Source organism: Bradyrhizobium sp. SUTN9-2, from assembly GCF_003122645.1.
Lineage (GTDB): Bacteria > Pseudomonadota > Alphaproteobacteria > Rhizobiales > Xanthobacteraceae > Bradyrhizobium > Bradyrhizobium yuanmingense.
This window is the reverse complement of sequence record NZ_LAXE01000001.1, coordinates 4,578,260-4,595,255: the sequence shown is the minus strand read 5'-3', so window position 1 is coordinate 4,595,255 and position 16,996 is coordinate 4,578,260. Positions and strand designations below refer to the sequence as shown.

General features: G+C 65.4%; 11 protein-coding genes. 4 read left to right on the top strand and 7 right to left on the bottom strand.

All coding sequences use genetic code 11. The features are described 5' to 3' along the window. Window positions 1–23 precede the first annotated feature (23 nt). Window positions 24–1,244 (bottom strand): amino acid ABC transporter substrate-binding protein, encoded by a 1,221-nt coding sequence (locus XF30_RS21340; RefSeq protein ID WP_109143774.1) that lies wholly within the window; start codon window positions 1,242–1,244, stop codon window positions 24–26. A 255-nt stretch (window positions 1,245–1,499) separates the two neighbouring features. Here XF30_RS21340 and XF30_RS21335 point away from each other — a divergent pair, with 255 nt between their 5' ends. From XF30_RS21335 to XF30_RS21320, 4 genes are all read left to right on the top strand, one after another. Next, the gene (locus tag XF30_RS21335; protein ID WP_244608991.1) at window positions 1,500–2,375 is read left to right on the top strand and encodes a helix-turn-helix domain-containing protein; all 876 of its coding nucleotides are present in this window, start codon (window positions 1,500–1,502) and stop codon (window positions 2,373–2,375) included. Window positions 2,376–2,587: 212 nt separating this feature from the next. Further along, a complete protein-coding gene (fsrB, locus tag XF30_RS21330) occupies window positions 2,588–3,880 on the top strand; it encodes a siderophore utilization protein FsrB (protein WP_036028050.1) in 1,293 nt (430 codons plus the stop codon). Between the two features lie 87 nt (window positions 3,881–3,967). Continuing rightward, the gene (locus tag XF30_RS21325; RefSeq protein WP_109143772.1) at window positions 3,968–4,795 is read left to right on the top strand and encodes a hypothetical protein; all 828 of its coding nucleotides are present in this window, start codon (window positions 3,968–3,970) and stop codon (window positions 4,793–4,795) included. A gap of 302 nt (window positions 4,796–5,097) precedes the next feature. Next, on the top strand, window positions 5,098–8,187 hold the full coding sequence (locus XF30_RS21320; RefSeq protein WP_158284399.1) for an ATP-binding protein: 3,090 nt from the start codon (window positions 5,098–5,100) through the stop codon (window positions 8,185–8,187). Window positions 8,188–8,214: 27 nt separating this feature from the next. Here XF30_RS21320 and XF30_RS21315 read toward each other — a convergent pair whose 3' ends face one another. From XF30_RS21315 to XF30_RS21290, 6 genes are all read right to left on the bottom strand, one after another. Further along, complete coding sequence (locus XF30_RS21315; RefSeq protein ID WP_109143770.1) at window positions 8,215–12,036, bottom strand: Dyp-type peroxidase domain-containing protein; 3,822 nt, start codon at window positions 12,034–12,036, stop codon at window positions 8,215–8,217. 291 nt (window positions 12,037–12,327) lie between these two features. Continuing rightward, window positions 12,328–13,323, bottom strand: a complete 996-nt coding sequence (locus XF30_RS21310; protein ID WP_109143769.1) for an FAD:protein FMN transferase — start codon at window positions 13,321–13,323, stop codon at window positions 12,328–12,330. Continuing rightward, window positions 13,320–13,889 carry a nitrous oxide reductase accessory protein NosL gene (locus tag XF30_RS21305; RefSeq protein ID WP_036039555.1) on the bottom strand — a complete coding sequence of 190 codons (570 nt, stop codon included), beginning with the start codon at window positions 13,887–13,889 and terminating at the stop codon, window positions 13,320–13,322. Before XF30_RS21305 ends, XF30_RS21310 begins: the two co-directional genes overlap by 4 nt. Beyond that, window positions 13,886–14,713 (bottom strand): DUF2705 family protein, encoded by an 828-nt coding sequence (locus XF30_RS21300; RefSeq protein ID WP_109143768.1) that lies wholly within the window; start codon window positions 14,711–14,713, stop codon window positions 13,886–13,888. The genes XF30_RS21305 and XF30_RS21300 overlap by 4 nt, the downstream gene beginning before the upstream one ends. Beyond that, window positions 14,710–15,630, bottom strand: coding sequence for an ABC transporter ATP-binding protein (locus XF30_RS21295; protein WP_109143767.1), 921 nt, complete (start codon window positions 15,628–15,630; stop codon window positions 14,710–14,712). Before XF30_RS21295 ends, XF30_RS21300 begins: the two co-directional genes overlap by 4 nt. Continuing rightward, complete coding sequence (locus XF30_RS21290; protein WP_109143766.1) at window positions 15,627–16,985, bottom strand: nitrous oxide reductase family maturation protein NosD; 1,359 nt, start codon at window positions 16,983–16,985, stop codon at window positions 15,627–15,629. The genes XF30_RS21295 and XF30_RS21290 overlap by 4 nt, the downstream gene beginning before the upstream one ends. Between the last annotated feature and the right edge of the window lie 11 nt (window positions 16,986–16,996).

Below are 16,996 nucleotides of genomic sequence, written 5' to 3'. Positions count from 1 at the left end.
GACGCAAGGCCTGCCAACCAGCCTTACTGCCACTGCGGCTTGGGCACGACCGCGGCACGCGCGCCCGGCAGCGAGGTCGGTGCGAGGGCGTAGAACTCGCCGTTCTGCCACTGTCCGACGCTCCAGACCTCCTGAAGCAGCCCGTCCTTCAGCTTGACCTTGCCGATGATGGTCTCGAACGTGCCCGCACGGATTTCCGCCGCGACAGCGGTGCGATCGAGCTTGCCGACCTTTTCGATCGCCTGCTGGAGCACCTGCAGGCTCGCATAGGTGATCGAGCTCGCCCAGCGATCGGGCTCCTTGCCGGTCGTGGCCTTGTGGCGCGCCAGATACTCCTTCAGCTGCGGAGACTCGGCATTCCAACCGCCGATGCCCATCACGCCGTCGCTGTTGGCGGCAAACTTGCCCTTGTAGAGCGGGAACGCGGTGCCGACGCCAACATAGAAAACCTTCGGGTTGAACTTCAACAGCTGCGCCTGCTCGGTCAGCGCGATCGTATCCGGCGGATAGCTGAAGGCGACGAACGCATCCGGGTTCGAGGCGATCGCATCCTTCAACAGAGGCTGGAGATCCTGCGTGCCCATCGGATAGGTCTTGTCATAGCCGAGCTTGAAGCCGTGCTTCTTGAAGGCCTCGCGGCCCGCGGCGGACAGCTCGATGCCGAACTGGTCGGCGATGCTGACCATCGCGATGTTCGCCCCGATCTTGCCTTCGCTCTTCAGCTTGCCGAGCAGATCGGCGAGCCCCTCGGATATCTGGGCCGACGTCCCGAGCCAGAACGTCGCGTTCGACCAGCGCTTGGCAAGCTCCGGCGCCTTGTCGGTCACCGACGTGACCGCGAGGTGAGGGTAGCCCAGACGGTTCAGAGTCGGGCCGACCGCGAGGTTGAGGCCCGTGCCCCACGGCGAAAGAATGAAATCGACCTTGTCCTGGTTGGCGAGGCGCTCGATCGCCTTGACGGCTTCTTCCGAGTTGCTGCGGTCGTCATATTCGACCACCTCGATCGGTAGCTTCTTGTCGCCGAGCTTGATGCCGCCGGCGGCATTCACGTCCTTCACCCACAGCTCATAATTGGGCAGGGTGGTGATGCCGGCGCCGCCGGCATAGGGACCGGTCTTGGAAATGGCGTAGCCGATCCGGATCTTCTCCTGCGCATCGGCCGTGGACGGAAAGGTCCATAGCGTTCCGGCCAGAGCCGCAAGGCCAGCGACGCGCAGCAACGTTCGACGGTTCGCTGAAAACATATCGTGTCTCCCTCCTGTTGCACTCAAGCGATGGTCGGCATCGACGTGAGTGGTCGTTTCCCCTTGGTCCCGACTTTCTCTAGGGCGGCATCATTGAGCCGGCCGCCACCGGGACTTGACCTAGCAAGCATCCCAAGCTTTGCTCGCACAATGGACAAATCCGGTGAAAGATTGGACGGTTCTGGTCTCGGTGGCCAAGTGCGTCGAGGCGTCGCGGGCCCAGATCCGGCACCGGCAACCGCCCCGAGTGGGGCTGTGCCTGTGGGCGCCGAGCTGATCGCGGCGCACTACGTCGCGCGGCGATGGACGCTGACCTCGAAAGCGGCCCGTCCGTTCTTTCATCTGCTCTGCCTTCCCGGCGGCGGGACCGCTGAGATCGGTCAGGCCGGCAAGTCCATGCGGACGGTCGGACCCGCGCTGGTCTGGCTCCCGGCAGGATCCGCCGACTATCTGGAGGTGTCGGCAGGCACGACGGCGCAGCTGCTGCAATTGCGCGCCGGTATCTGGCATCGCTATCTCCCGCCATCGGCAGAGGCGGCCTATCTCGCGCTCGAGGGCGCAGGCGGCATCCTGGCGTTGCAGGTCGAGGCCGATCTCGCGGCCACGATCGCGCGTTCCATCGCGGCGATCGCCGCCGAGGTCGCCACGCCCGCACGCAGCGGTGCAGCGTCGATCATGTCGGCGGAGCTGACGCTGTGCGTGCTGCGATTCTGGCGCCTGTTCGCTGGCGACGGGAACCGCAACGAGGAGAGCAGCAGCACCGAGATCCTGAGCCGGTTCCGCAGGCTGCTCGAGGAGCGCTATCAACAGCACTTGCGCGTCAGCGATTACGCCAGGCTACTCGGCACCACGCCGGATCGCCTGCACGCGCTGTGCAGCCGCGAGCTGAAGCGCTCGCCGAGCGAGCTGATTCAGCAGCGCCTCGTCAAGGAAGCGGCGGCGCGGCTGGAGGCTGGAACCATCGCCGTCAAGCAGATCGCATTTGCGCTGGGCTTCACGGACACCGCCTATTTCAGCCGCTTTTTCCGCAAGCACACCGGCGAGGCACCGGGCGTATGGCGTCGGCGCGTTGCGGCACGCGCGAGAGCGGGGCGATCGAGACCGACGCTGAATTTTGCCGATTGGCCGTAACGCACGCGGCTGCGCGAACACCCGATCACGCATGGACGCTTTGTCGCGCAGCTTATTGGCCAGTCTCGATAAATTCTAATGTCGGACCTCTCGCACTGCAACTGTCCCTGCGTTAGGCCGAAGGCCCACCGGCTGAACTGCCGGCGGCGAGTCCAATCGAAAAGCGGTCCGGCAAGTGAGGGGCCGGGCCCAGTGGGAATGAGATCTGAGCGATGAGAGCGATATTCGGCAAACTGCATCGCTGGGCGGGACTGCTGACGGCCGCCTTCCTGTTCTTCTCCGGCATCACCGGCGCGATCATCTCCTGGGATCACGAGCTCGACGACGTCCTGAACAGCCATCTGTTCGATGTCTCGACGAAGGGCCCGGCCATTCCCTCGCTCGAGCTTGCCAAGATGATCGAGCAGCGCGATCCCCGCGCGCGCGTCGTCTACCTCTTCATGACGCCGGAGCAGGGGCACTCGCTGTGGTTCTTCGTCATGCCGCGGATCGATCCCGCGACCGGCAAGCGTTACCCGCTCGACTACAATCAGGTCTTCCTCGATCCCAACACCGGCGCGGAGCTTGGCCGGCGTTATTGGGGCGCGGTCTGGCCCGTCACGCGGGAAAACTTCGTCTCGTTTCTCTACAAGCTGCACTACACGATGCACATCCCGGAATTCTGGGGCAGCGACCGCTGGGGCATGCGCGTGCTCGGCATCATCGCCATCATCTGGACCATCGATTGCTTCGTCGGGTTCTATCTGACGCTGCCCTCGCGCCGGCGCGCCAAGGCCGCGCGGGCGCCTGAGGTCGCGCGCCAGCTCGAGCGCGGCTTCTGGGCGCGCTGGGCGCCGGCCTGGACCATCAAGACCTCGGGCAGCGCCTACCGGATCAATTTCGACATCCACCGCGCATTCAGCCTGTGGACCTGGGGCGTACTGTTCATCATCGCCTTCACCGCGTTTTCGCTGAACCTCTACTTCGAGGTGTTCTCGCCGCTGATGAAGATGGTGTCGAATTACACCCCGACACCCTATGAGCAGCGGCCCTATCGCGATCTCGATAATCCGATCGAGCCCAAGATGACGTTCGCCGAGATCGCTGCCCGCGCGGCCGCCGACGGCAAGGCGCGAGGCTGGACCACCCCGGTCGGCGCGCTCAGCTACGGCCCGGCCCATGGCGTCTACGCCGCCGCGTTCTTCCATCCCGGCGACGATCACGGTGCCGGCGGCGTCGGCCCGGCGCAGCTCTATTACGACAGCGAGGACGGCCGCCCCATTGGCGAGCGGCTGCCCTGGGTCGGCACCGCCGCCGACATCTTCGTGCAGGCGCAGTTTCCGCTGCATTCGGGCCGCATCGTCGGACTGTTCGGGCGTATCCTGATCTCGGTGATGGGCCTCGTGGTCGCCGCGCTCTCTGTCACCGGCGTCGTGATCTGGTGGCGCAAGCGCCGCGCCCGCGTTCGCGTGCGGGAGACGGCGGCCGTGCGGCTGAACCGGGAGCAACTGACGCCGGCAGAGTAGGGCACCCGCGTTCCGCCAATGGATGAACCTTGGCACGCGGCGTCGGCACAAAGATGGAGATCGCTCTCCAGTCTTCCCGGAATTGCAATGAGATTGCTTGCCTTGCTCTGCCTGCTCGTCCTGGCCGCGCCCGCCGGGGCGGCCGCGCCCGAGCAGCATTATCTCGACCTGCGCGACCACTACATCGCAAAATTCTCGAATGCCAAGGAGAGCGACGAGATCTACAAGCAGCACGATGCGGCCCTGAAGGAGCTGGCCGGCGTGCTGCGCGGCCTGGTCGGTCCGGTCGCGATCAAGGGACTCCCGGCCGAGGGCAAGTCGAACGTCGATACGCTGTTCAAGGACGACATCGGCTTCGGCCATCTCGACGGGCTGAGCTTCGCATCCGAAGGCGACAAGATGCAGGCTGTGGTGACCACGACCGGGCTGCTCAAGCACTGGCTTGGCGAGCATCGCGCCGACGGCATGCCTCAGGAGAGCGGCGCCGCGTCGAAATCCGACCGCTTCTATTATTACGCCATCCAGGACGCCGCCTTTGCGATCTACGCGGAGCTGCCGATCACCAAGCCGGCAAGGGCGAGCGTCGCAGTCGCTGTGCTCGGCGTGCGCGGCAATGGCGGCCTCAAGGGCCCGCCGGACGAAATCGACGTCGTCGCGATCCAGGGCGACAAGGTCTATTTCCTCGCGGCAAGGGAGGCCGTGAAGACCGCCCCGATCCCGACCTGCGAGAAGGTCTGGAAGCAGATGATGGCAAAGCCCGTCGACAAGAAAGACCCGCGCGGCGAGATGGCCCGCGAGGACAAGGCAATGACCGCCTTCACGGCGTGCTTCGCCAAGGAAGCCCCGAGCCAGAGCTGGTATGCGGCCGCCGTCAAGACGGCGCAGAGCCAGCTGGACCGGCTGCCGCTTCCCTAGGAATGCCAGCTCGATATTCTCCGCCGTGATCCTCCGGCTGTGAACCACCGGCTTTGAACCACGCCTTGGCCTGCGCAGGCGAGGCGGCGCCGCGCCGTCGGCAAACGGAAGACATGAGGTTTTTTAATAGGTTAGGCCAATGCGGTCGTCCTGATCGTCATATTCGGCGGATGCAATCCCCGCGAGCTTCCACTTGCGGGTTGGGCGAGTTACTATGGCCTTTTGCGATACTTGCTGCATCCGGTCTGGCACCCGCTGGAGACCGTTCTTGCGGTTCGTCAACGAGTTGGCTGCGATTGACGATGATTACGCAGACCCGCGACCCAAAAGGTGAACGTCATCGATTGACGGTGCTGTTCTCCGACCTTGTCGGATCAACCGCCCTGGGCCGGGATGTCGAGTCCGAGCACCTTTCCGAACTCCTCAGCCAGTTGCGGCAGATCTGGCATCGCGCGGTGGCGAAGCACGGTGGTCGCATCATCCGAACGCAGGGAGACGGTGCGCTCGCCATTTTCGGCTATCCCCAATCCGGCGAAGATGACGGTCGTCGTGCTGCGGAAGCAGCACTCGATATTCACGAATGGGTCGGAGAGCTGCGCCACGATGGCGTATCGCCGGCGCTGATGCCGCTTCGAATGCATTCGGGTATCCATGCCGGCACCGTGCTCCTGACCCAAGGCGACATCGAGTCCGGCCGGTATGACCTGATCGGCGATGTCGTGAACACGGCAGCGCACCTGTCGCGCCACGCCGGTCCGGATCAGATCCTGGCCAGCCTCGATGCCCTTGGGCCGCATGCCAACTTCTTCGAGCTCGCCGCCCACCTCCCGGCGGCTTCGGGAATGCCGCAGGCGAGGCTGGTGTTGGGTCGAAGCACGGCGACCCGACGCTTCGAAGCAACCTCGCGCCGCGGCCTGACACCCTTCATCGGCCGCAACGAGATATTCGGCTTCCTGACACGCTTTCTGAGCGAAGCACCTGCGCAGGCGCAACGCTGCGCGGTGGTCGTCGGCGGGCCCGGACTCGGCAAGACGCGCCTTCTGGAAGAGGTGCTGGGGCACGTCGGCACCGAGCGCATCAGGCTGCTGCGAGGCAGTTGCGAGAGTTACGTCGGTGCCGAGGTTCTGCAACCATTCCTGCAAATGCTGCGCGCTGCGCTGGGAATTCGAGCGGACGCCTCCCTCGTCGAGGCAAAGGAGACGGCGCGCGCGGCTCTGGAGCCATGGGCGGCCCAGCTCGGTCCGAATGCAGAATCGATCCTGGCACTGGCGTCGGCCGGCGCCGATGCGCGTGGCGGCCGCATCACCGTCGATGGCGTCGTCGGCGATCTGCTCGGGTTCTTCACCGGACTGTCGGCACATGGCCCGCTGGTGCTGGTGATCGACGACTGGCAATGGTCTGATGACGCGAGCCGCCAATTGCTGCAGGCTTTGCTGGAATTGCCCAACGGACCTCGCGTCATCCTCGCCAGCCGGCCGCGCGAGGACGGCACCGAATGGATTTCCGGCGCGCCGCACCTGTTTCTCGAACCGTTTCAGGGGCCGGAAACCGACTTTGCCGTACGACGTTGGGTCCCGCAGGCCGATCCCTTCCTCGTAGCCCGCATCCATGCCTATGCGGGCGGGGTGCCGTTGTTCATCGAAGAGCTCTGCCATTCCATCGCCGCCAACGATCCTGCCTCGTTCGAAGCGCGCAGCAAACAGGGCTGGATCGCAACCCTGGTCGCTTCGCGCCTGGCACGCCTGCCGCCCGATGAGGCGAAGGTGGTGCGCGCCGCGGCCGTTATCGGCAACACCGTGCCGCACGGGTTGCTGGTTTCGGCCTGCGGCAGCGAACCCGACCCGGCCATCGTGCGGGCATTGGCGGATGCGGACTTTCTCTTTGCGGATCCAGCGGGCGGCGTCCTTCGCTTCAAGCACGGCATCACGCGCGATGCGGTCTACGACACCATTGGCCTGCACGAGCGTCAGGCATTGCACAAGCGGATCGAAGACACCCTGCTGGCGCGGTCCGAGCAGGCTGATCGCGAGGATGCGATGGAAGCTCTGGCCTACCATTCGCAAGGCGCAGGTCATTGGGAAAGCGCAGCCCATTATGCTGAACGTGCCGGCGACAAGGCCATGGCTGCATTTGCGCTCGATCGTGCCAGCGCGCAGTACCAGGTTGCGATGCAGGCGCTGGATCGCGTGCCCAATCGCTCGCGCGAGCAATCGCTGCGCTGGTGCTTGCTGGCCAACAAGCTGGGTATGGCCAACATCTTCGACCCGCTGTCGCTGACCGACGACACCTCCGTGTTCGAACGCGCGGTTGCGATCGCGTCCTCCCTCGGCGAGACCGCCGCAATGGCCAGCGCCTATGAATGGCTCGGCTACATGTGTTACGGGTTCGGTCGCTTCCGGGAGGCCGTGACCCACACACGGACGGCACTGGAATTGGCGCGCAAGCTCGAAGATCGTCGCCTGATCGCCCAGATCGAAGCTACGCTCGGGCAGATTCTGGCTGCAAGCTGTCAGTACGACGAAGCGATCGCCTTGATCGACGCTGCCATTTCGACCAAGCAGCAGCGCAGCCGGCGGCATGGTGCGATATCCTTCGGAGCGGCCTACGCGCTGTCGTGCAAGGGCGGTATCCTGGCGGACCGCGGCGATTTCGAGGGCGCCCACACCTGTTTCAGTGAAGCCATGGCTCTGGTCGGAGGCTCGACCCACCCGGTCGTCAACTCCGTGCGCAACTGGATTGCGGTCGCGCTGATCTGGCAGGGCCGCTGGCAGGAGGCGGAGCAACTCGCCGTGGAAGGGGCGCGCATCGCCGAGAACACGCGCAGCCTGCTGCTTCTGGCGGATTGCCGGGCAGCCTCGGGATTTGCCCGCTGGTCGGCGACCGGCGACGCCGATGGCTTGCTGCAGTTGCGGAACGCCGCCGAATGGATGGAGCGGCGCAATTTTCAATTCTACACGTCGGTTCAATATAGCTGGCTCGTCGAGGCGGCGACCGCCGAAGGCGATGTCGAGACGGCGCGGCGGTATGCCGCCCATGTCCTGCGCCGCGCACGCGAAGGCGAGCGACTGGGCGAGGCGGCGGCATGCCGCTCGCTGGCGAAGCTCGCAGCCCTGCGCCAGGATCTCGGCCTTAGCGAGCGCTGGTTGCGACGGGCTGAAACTTCCGCAGGCTGGCGTGGTTCGCTGCGCGATGCGGCCCTGAACCTGGCCCTGCGCGGCGAGCTTCTCGCAGGGCAGGGCCGGGGCGAGGCGGCCCGCCAGACCATGATGGAAGCCGCCGAGAAGCTGCGCGCGCTCGGCATGCACTGGCATGCGGAGGAGACGATCAGGCTCGTCATTGGCATACCCGTCGGCTACGCCAACGATCAGCTCGCTCGGCATTGTGCCGTCTAACCCCTGCGCACCTTTCCTTACACGGCTCTAGGGTGGAGGTGGGCTCGGCGCGGGAACCCTTCCGTCCATCGTCAGGCTCATTGGAATGGGGCCTGTCCGCAAGGGTAGCTCCGTCTCCACCAGTGCGCTGAAGAAACCCAGCATCACCGCCAGTGCCGGGTCTGCTCCGGGACATGAATGCGTCGGATGCCCCGCGACCCTGCGGTTGCCGCCGAAGGCGTGGTAGATGTCCTGGCGACCTTCGGCGAGACTTTGCTGGGTGGCGGAGACTGCGCCGGCGACGATGACGTCTCCGGGCCTCACCTCGACCCCTCCGATGGTCTGCGAAACAACCGCCGTCCGCCAGATCAATTCGGGCACCGCGCGAAGTTGCATCGCGGGGATGAAGTCGTCTCTTAGCCGGTTGAGGGCGTCCATGTAGTTCTTTGCCTTCGTGCCGGCGTAGCGAGCGCGCAACGCCCATAGCGTTCCTTCGCGCAGCCATTCGTTCAGTATCCGCCGCAGGTTGCCGTCGACGGTCGGAATGAATCCCATCATGGCGCCGGCGACCGTGCGGGCCACGAACGGAATGTCGCCGTTGCCCCGTGGCGAGTTATAGACCGCCTTGGTCACCGGACCGTTTGTCGGCCCGAACTGCGTCAGGAAACCTTCCATCGCACGGCGCGCAGCGTCGCCATGTGCCGCGCCGATCGCCTCCACTGTCGCGTTCGGGTGCGGCTGGAAGATGTAGCGCGAAGGCGACAGGAAATGGCCGGGATAGCCAGGCGGCTCGCCCGGCGTCCAATCCCAGCGATAGCCGACGCGGCGGAAATGGCCCCCGTCTTCGCTCAATCCGAACCACGTTTCGCAGAAGGCGGCGAGCAACGGATCCACCAATTCGTGCACGTCGACGGTCAGCTCCCAGCTCGCTTCGCCGTCGCTGGCGGCATAGTCGATCGTCTGCTTGACCATGAAGCCCAGCACCTTCTGTGTGACCGCGCGCGCCAGCTCGAATGCGGCGGGTTGGTCGAGGGCCATGATCGCGGCGTTGCAGGCCTCGGATTCCTGCTCGTAGACCTGGTCCGGCTGCCCGGCGTCGCGGCCAAGATAGAGGATGCCGAACGACCGCAGCATGCGGGGAAGATAGCCGGTGATGGTCAGCTTCGTGTCAGAATCGGCGAACACCTTGTAGACCATGTCGCGGTCGGCCACCAAGACCCCGAAGGGCGTGCGAAGCGCGCCGCCGTGGCGCTCGCGGATCGCAGCCCAGATCGAGGCGTTGACGAAATGCGAGGCTGAATCCGGATCTTCGAGCGCTGTCTTCCACGCGGCCATCGCCGCGGCTTCGCCCTGCTGGCGCTCGATCAGGCGCAGACGCGCGATCTCCTTTTCCCCCTGATCCGCGCACCACGTCACGGCCGGTTTGTACCCCTGGCTCGCCGCCCATTGCTTTAGATCGGCAAGCGCCTTCTTCGATGGCGCAAAGAAATATGCTCCCCATTCCAGACGAACGAACGGACGAGGTTCGTCGTGGAGCCGGTCTGAGCCGTCGAGCGCGACGCGAATGGTTTGGCCTTCATGCTCGAAACGGAAATGCCGGAGCCGGCCAGGCTCGGCGAGGCCGAGGAAAGGATCGCTTACCCCCGAGGACGAACCCGCGCTGTTGCCGCCAGAGAGCCAGCTCTGCACCACCTCGAACTGCTCGCCGAGGCTGGCATTGTAGGCCATGAAAACCAGGCCCCGCTCTGCTTGCTGGCCGGACTTGGCGGCCTGCGGGTCCACGGGCGGACCGTAGGACATGCCGCGCCTGACGATCCGTGGGGGCCGGGCGCCGGCATCCGCCTTTGTGATCGAGACGCGCGGATTGGCGCGCCGTATGTGCGCATGGAACGGGCACGATTGGGCCTGCGGATCGGCGTCGTAGTTGAAGTCGTTGAGGCCTATGTCAGGGGGCGGAGTAGGGGTCAGGGGTTGCCCTGCCTCGGTATGGCCGGTCGGCCAGCGCCCCATCATTTTGGCCATCAGCGTCTCGCGCGTCAGGGCAGGTGCGTCCGCTCCGGCCGTCTCGGTTGCTTGTCGCGTCGCGCGGGCGAGGACATCCTCGAGCTGCTCGACGTCCTGTCGCAGCTTGCGCAGCGCCATGAAGCTGCCGTCGCGGAGCATCGCGTGAGCACGATTGGTCGGGTCGCCGAACGGCGCGATCTCGTCGGCGATGTTCGGATAGCCGCACAGAATCTCGCCGAGATGCACCCGATTGGGATAATGCTTGCCGGCCTCGCACTCATGCAGCACCGGGTTCGAACTGCCGTCGGCGAACCCGAAATGATCCTGCATGTTGCCGGATCTCTTGTCGCGCTGCCGCTGCATCCACTGGATTGAAAGGGGCCTGATACCTGCCTCGTCCTGGACCAGGCGTTTCATCTCGGTCATCAACGCGTCTCTCGCATCCGCCGCCGTCTGCGGCGCGTCCTTGGGCAGCAACAGGCGGAGCTGAAGGACGGCATGGACCGAGCTCATGCTGATGCGCGGCGCCGGGTCGCCTTCGGGCAGATCCGGCGCGTTGATTCCGAGCGCCCAATTGCTGGCGGGAAGGCGCCATCGCTGGGGATGATTCCAGCGCACGTCGCCGAGCAGGCCGGCGCGTCTTTCCATGCCCTGCACGAACTCTTCCGGGAGGGTGCGCACCTCTTCGTCCGACAGGCCGGCCTGACGCAGCCCCTCGACCGTGAATGCGATGTTGGTGACGATCTGCCCCGGCGTCAGGACGTCGGCTTCGGACGTCACCTCGAGGACGTCGAGAAACGCGGCCAGTGCGGCCGGATTGGCGAACTGCAGCAGCAGCAGGCAGCCGTGATCTGAATTGTAGGGGGTCAGAATCCCGCCTTGCACGTTGCCTGGATCCTGCAACGGCAGTTCGGCCGGCGGGGCGAGGGGCAGGTTGCGCCGGACCGGCGCCACATCGGGCGGCGTCATCAACCAGCTCAGGGCCTCCTCATAGCGCCGGCGGGCGCGCTTGACGCCTTCCGCGTAGGCGGGGTGGTTGATCATGGTGACAAATTCCGGCAGCAGCTCGTGGCCGGCCCGATGCAGAAGCACCCCGTCATGCGTCCCCGGCGGATAGAAGTCGGCGAGACGGTAGAGCCCCGCCAGCGCGCGAATGCCGTGGCGAAACGGAGGTCGGGCGGCAGCTTCGATGGTCAGCGGTTTGCTGAAGCCGGCATTGGTCGGATCGACGCCGATCTGGTCGTCGACCTTGAATATCGAGCGGCGCGCGATGTCTTCCGGCGAGGGAATCCTGATCCGCGTGACGATCTTGTCGGCGCCGGCGCCAGAGGCGCGCCGATAGACCCGCTCCTCCATCCGCAGGAAGCGCGTGTCATCCACGGTCAGGTCGGGAGTGGCATAGAGGAAATAGGCTTCGGTCTGCTTGCTCTTGAGCCAGATACCCCAGTTTTCGTACGTGTTCTCGTATCCGAGCACATAACCATCGGTATTGCAGAAGATGAGGTCGAGCAGCCGGGCGGCCTTCTGCCAGATGACGCGGACATAGGCTTCCCAGGAGCCGTCGAACGTGGCGGTCAGCAGCACATAGTCCACGCCGTCCACGGATTCGTCCTCGGGTTCGAGCACGGCGATGCCCACCGAGTGGATCCGCCCGACGCGGTCAACGGAATCGGTCAGCACGCGGGCGAGCTCGTATTCATACGCGTTGGCGCGTCCGCCATTCAGCGCCCGTAGCACGTATTTGACGCGGGTCTTGTACGTGGTCGCATCCAGGGACGGCACGAATCCCTTCTTGATCGGAGCCATCACCCTGAAATCGGACGTGCCGGCCATGCTGCCGGTCTTGATGGTCAAATCACGACGCATGTTTTTGGCTCCCCTGCTGCGAGCGTCTCTTCGCTGCGCGCTCCCAAAATGTGAAAATTACGGCTTCACTTCCTCAAACGTGCAATCTGGCTCGCAATGTTTCCAATGCGCTCATGGACTTAATGCAGGCATTTCGGTCGCGAAGTTGGTCGTTGCGGCAGCTCGAGCCAGAGCGGATCAACTCTGCGGCTGCGGCTCTCCAGCTTTTATGAACTGGCCCACAATTCCGAACTTTCTTCGCGGTCGCAAACCGGGAAGTCGCCGGAAGGAAACGAGCGTCGTCGTTGGGTATTATGCCAATAATTCGACCGACTTGCCGGCCGCGTCGATCACGTGCACGCGGTCGATATCGACACGCCGCAACAGCGATCGAATCTGGCCGTCCGGCATCAGGCTGAACGCCGTCGACAAGGCGTCCGCTGCAGTCGCGCTGCGGGAAACAGTGGTCACGCTGCGATAGCGGTGGGCGCAGCCGCCCGATCGGGGATCGAACAAATGGTTGAAGCGCGCCCCGGAATCGAACTGGCAACCGTAACCGCCTGAGGTGGAGACGGCGCGGTCGACGATCGGCAGCACCGTTTTGGTGTGGCCCGCGCCGTCCGGATCGGCGATACCGACGTCAAAGGGGCGTCCGTCCGGACGCGCGCCGATCGCCCGGGCCTCGCCCATGTCGACCAGGCTGTGCGAGATGCCGTGCGCCCGCAGCAGGTCGACCACCTTGTCCGTAACGTAGCCCTGCGCGATCCCGTTCAGGGTGACGGCCATGCCCTTGGGCATCACGATCCGGTCGCGGCTGACCGACAGCCGGCTGCTGTCGACGCGCGCCAGCGCAGCCTCGATCTCGGCTGGGCGAGGGCCGGCCGGATCGGCGTCAGCTCGCGCGAAATGGCGGGCATAGAGCTCCCACAGCGGCTGCACCGTGACGTCGAACAAACCGCCCGTCAGCGTGGCGTAGCGCTGCGAGGTTGAAAGCAGATCGACCATTTCGGCGGCCGGATCAACCAGGACACCCGTCCGGTTCAGCGCGACCAGGGCGGAATCGTCGAGATAGAGACTGAACAGCCGTTCGAGCCGGCGCGCCTCGGCGCAGGCCAGCGCGATCAGCCGCTCGGCCCGGCGGCGGTCTTCGTCGTGAATCTCCAGCGCTGCGACCGCGCCGAGCATCGTGCCGCGCCAGGTGACCGGCGCGGCCTCGGCACAAACGGGACGTCCGACGGACAGCGCGCCGAGCCCCGCGGCAGCGGCGCTGATCCGGATGAAGCGTCGGCGGGACAGCATTGGCGTCATGGCGTCCTCCTCGCTCCGTCACCCGGCGCCCCTTCGGACGCTTCGTCCGGCGCCGCGCCGCCGGCATTCGCGGAAGCGAGGACGTAGTCCCGCGGCACCTCGTCGAAGCCGACGATCCTGCCGCCGTTCTCACTTGCGAACCTCTCGGCGGCGGCCCGGTCCGAGAACGGCACGGCCTCGTCGCCGCCCATGCCGCTCTTGACTCGGCTCTCGATCACGAACAGCGCCTTGCGCGCCTCGATCCAATTGTCGGCGCTAGGCTTGTCCCAGTCGGGCGCCTTGCCCATGTCGGACACGTAGATCGCCAAAATGTCTTTGGGCTCATCCGGCAGCATGGTGAAGGCGATCGCATCGCGCACCGACGAGAACCAGACGGGCTGGATCAAGCTCGCGGCGAAGATGTGACCCTTGGGTCCGGGATGCTCGAGCACGTTCATGCCGCAGTAGTGGCCGATGTCCTCCGCGGTCATCCGATGCGGCGGCGGGATATTGGCAGCCTGCTTGTCGTTGCAGCCCGCGAGCGCGAGCGGCAGCAGCAGGGCGAGCAGCAGCGTTCGGCGCCTCATAGCTCCCTCCGCGAGAAGGCGAGCGCGGCCAGGCCCAGCGGCAGCAGCGTCCAGCCGAGCAGGGCGGTCAGCAGGACCGGCACCGTCAGCGACGTGGTTTGGGCGAGGCCGGCCATGCCGGCGAACGTGCTGACATTGGCGAAGCCGGTCAGATTGATCAGCCGGTAGGCGTCGGTCGGGTTCGCCAGCAGCATGACGTTGAGCGCGGCCGCAGAGATGCTGCGACCCTGGTCGAGCGCAAGTACGCCCAGCAGCGCCATGTCGTAGATGAGCACCAGCAGCAGCCACAATCCGATGCAAATGCCGGCAGCCGTTCCGCGATCACGCACGAGCGCGCTGACCAGATAGCCGATCGCCACAAACGCAGCTCCGAGCAGCACCGAGGAGCCGATCATGGCCACGAAGGCCACGAGACTGTCGCCATCGGTACGGCCGCCCGTCGCCGCCAGCGCCGTCACGGCAAGTCCGTAGCCAAGGCAGGTCGCGAAGGCGAGAACGGCGAGATGGCCCAGGAACTTGCCGAACAGCACCTGCGACCTCGCCACCGGGTAGCTGAGCAACAACAGCATCGTCCCCCGCTCCATCTCGCCGACGATGGCGTCGTGGGACATCAGCAGCGCGATCAGCGGAACGAGAAAGATGGTCAGGCTCGACAGGCTGACGATGACAACGTCGAGCGTGCGCACGCCGACATTGCCGGTCGGCGCGCTGCCGAGAAACGTCAGCGACAGGGCAAGCCCGGCCAGCAGCAGCGTCGCCGCAAGCACCCAGCGATTGCGGATCGCCTGATGGATCTCCTTGGCTGCGATGATCAGGATATTCATGAGGCCTGCTCCGATCGTCGGAGAAAGTGAGCGTAGAGCTCGTCGAGGCTCGGCGGGACCACGTCGACGTCCTCGACCGAATTGCCGGAGGCGGTGGCGCGATGCAACAGCTCGATCTTGCGTTCCGGCGTGGCGTCGATCTCGACGAGGTGGCCGTTCAAGCGGCGGCAGGTGGCGTCTTGCGGAGCCCATCCGGGCATCTCGCTGGGCGAAAGGCCGGCGACCTTGAGGCGGATCCTGGTCGGCAGCCGGGCGAGACGACGGAGTTCGTCGATAGATCCGTCCGCGACCTTGACGCCGCGGTTCATGATGATGACCCGGCCGGCGCGCTCTTCGAGCTCGGTCAGCGCATGCGACGAGAGCAGCACGGTCGCACCCGCCGCGGCGAGGCGCGCGATGATGTCGTAGAAGGTCTGCCGCAGCTCCGGATCGAGACCGGTGGTCGGCTCGTCCAGCAGCAGCACGCGCGGCTGCCCCAGCAGCGCCTGCGCGAGGCCGAGACGCTGGCGCATGCCCTTCGAATAGGTGTTGACCCGGCGGCGGCTGGCGGCGCCGAGGCCCACGGCATCGAGCAACTCCAAGCCCTTGGCAACCGGCTCCCGCTTCAGCCTGGCGTAAAAGGCCTGCGTCTCGCGGCCGGTCAGGGCAGGGTCGAAGGAGACGTTTTCCGGGAGATAGCCGAGCTGCCGTCGGCCCGCGAATTCACCGGCGGCGGGATTGTCCCCGAGAACCTCGATGGAGCCGCTGGTCGGCCGGATCAGCCCGAGCATGAGCTTCATGAGCGTGGTCTTGCCGGCGCCGTTGTGGCCGATCAAGGCGACCAGCTCGCCCTGGCCAAGCGTGAAGGAGGTATCGCGCACGGCCTTGACCGGCCCATAGGTCTTGGTGACGTCGCTGACGCGTACGATCCCCGTCATGGCGTTTCCTTCGCTGCGCGGCCGTTCGGCGGCGACACCATCGGATGACTGTCGACGACGCCGCCAGGCAGCAGCGCGGGAAATTGCGCCTGCGCCCAGCGGATCACCTGCACTGCGGGGCTGTTGATCAGGACCTTCGCGGCCGGCGCGGTCCACAGCACGCGATCGACGAGGTCGTTCGGCCGATACGCCGTATCGGCGATACCATCTCCGTTCAGGTCGAAAGCCGGATTGTCGCTCCAGTAATTGCCGCGCCCGCCGATCGACCAGTCGAGATGCCGGGTGCCGACATATTTCACCTGGTTGGCGTTGCTGACGAAGGAGTTGCCCGTGATCTCGTTGCCTTCGGAGCCGGCCGTGAAGTGCACGCCGATCGCGCAGCGCTCGAACCAGTTGTTGCGGAACTTGTTGTGGTTGGTGTTGTAGATGAACACGCACTTTTCCGGGCCGGTCTTGAGAGAGCTCTCCCGCTTCTGCTGCGGGAGCATGCCTCGCTCCTCGGCCGGCCCGTCCTCCGGCTTCTGCATCGTCGGGTTCAACTGGCCGCCGGTGACCCGGTTGCCTTCGATCACGGCGTAGTTTGCGTAGTTGAAGAGAAGTCCATAGTCGCGATCGCGATCGGAGCTGTTGCCGCGGATCACCAGACGGTTCGAGTACATGATGGCGTAACCGACGTGGTTGCCGATCGACACGTTGCCGCTGACTTCGCTGTCGTTGGTGTACATGTAGTGGACCGCGAAGCGAACCTGCTCGAAGCGGTTGTCGATGAAGCGGTCCTTGCTGCTGGAGATCGAGAAGATGCCGTCGCGGCCATAGCGGAACGTATTGTTGGCGATGGTGACATCGGGCGCGTTCCACAGCGAGACTCCATTGCCGGCCTCGCTGAGACGCCCGCCGCGCAGTCCCTCGATCTCGTTGCGCGCCACCCGCGAGCCCCTGGCGCCATGCACATAGACACCGAACAGGTTTTCCACCAGCCGGTTGTCCTCGATCCTCGCGCGCTCGGCCGTCTTCTGCAGGAAGATCCCGGAATTCATCGCCTGCAAGTCGCGGCCGGACCCGCGAATGGTCAAGCCGCGAATGGTCACATCGGCCGCGCTGACGGTAATGACGTTGCCGGAACCATCGCCATCGAGCACAGCGTCCCGACTCCCGACCAACTGCAAGGGGCGGTCGATCCGGATCGGACCATGATATTCGCCCGGCGCAAGCTCGACGACGTCGCCGGCGCGCGCATGATCCAGCACGGCTTGCAGCGGCTGGCCGGGTGCAGCCGTCAAGGTCTCCGCTTCGGCGAAGCCGGATAATCCGGCGGCGGCCAGCGCCGCCGGAAACATGCGTAACAGAAGTCGCACGAAGTCACTCC

Coding starts and splice junctions, on each gene's coding strand:
- XF30_RS21310 (WP_109143769.1), bottom strand. CDS start 13,323: ATGACGCCAATGCTGTCCCGCCGACGCTTCATCCGGATCAGCGCCGCT.
- fsrB (WP_036028050.1), top strand. CDS start 2,588: ATGAGAGCGATATTCGGCAAACTGCATCGCTGGGCGGGACTGCTGACG.
- XF30_RS21300 (WP_109143768.1), bottom strand. CDS start 14,713: ATGAATATCCTGATCATCGCAGCCAAGGAGATCCATCAGGCGATCCGC.
- XF30_RS21295 (WP_109143767.1), bottom strand. CDS start 15,630: ATGACGGGGATCGTACGCGTCAGCGACGTCACCAAGACCTATGGGCCG.
- XF30_RS21325 (WP_109143772.1), top strand. CDS start 3,968: ATGAGATTGCTTGCCTTGCTCTGCCTGCTCGTCCTGGCCGCGCCCGCC.
- XF30_RS21340 (WP_109143774.1), bottom strand. CDS start 1,244: ATGTTTTCAGCGAACCGTCGAACGTTGCTGCGCGTCGCTGGCCTTGCG.
- XF30_RS21315 (WP_109143770.1), bottom strand. CDS start 12,036: ATGCGTCGTGATTTGACCATCAAGACCGGCAGCATGGCCGGCACGTCC.
- XF30_RS21305 (WP_036039555.1), bottom strand. CDS start 13,889: ATGAGGCGCCGAACGCTGCTGCTCGCCCTGCTGCTGCCGCTCGCGCTC.
- XF30_RS21320 (WP_158284399.1), top strand. CDS start 5,098: ATGATTACGCAGACCCGCGACCCAAAAGGTGAACGTCATCGATTGACG.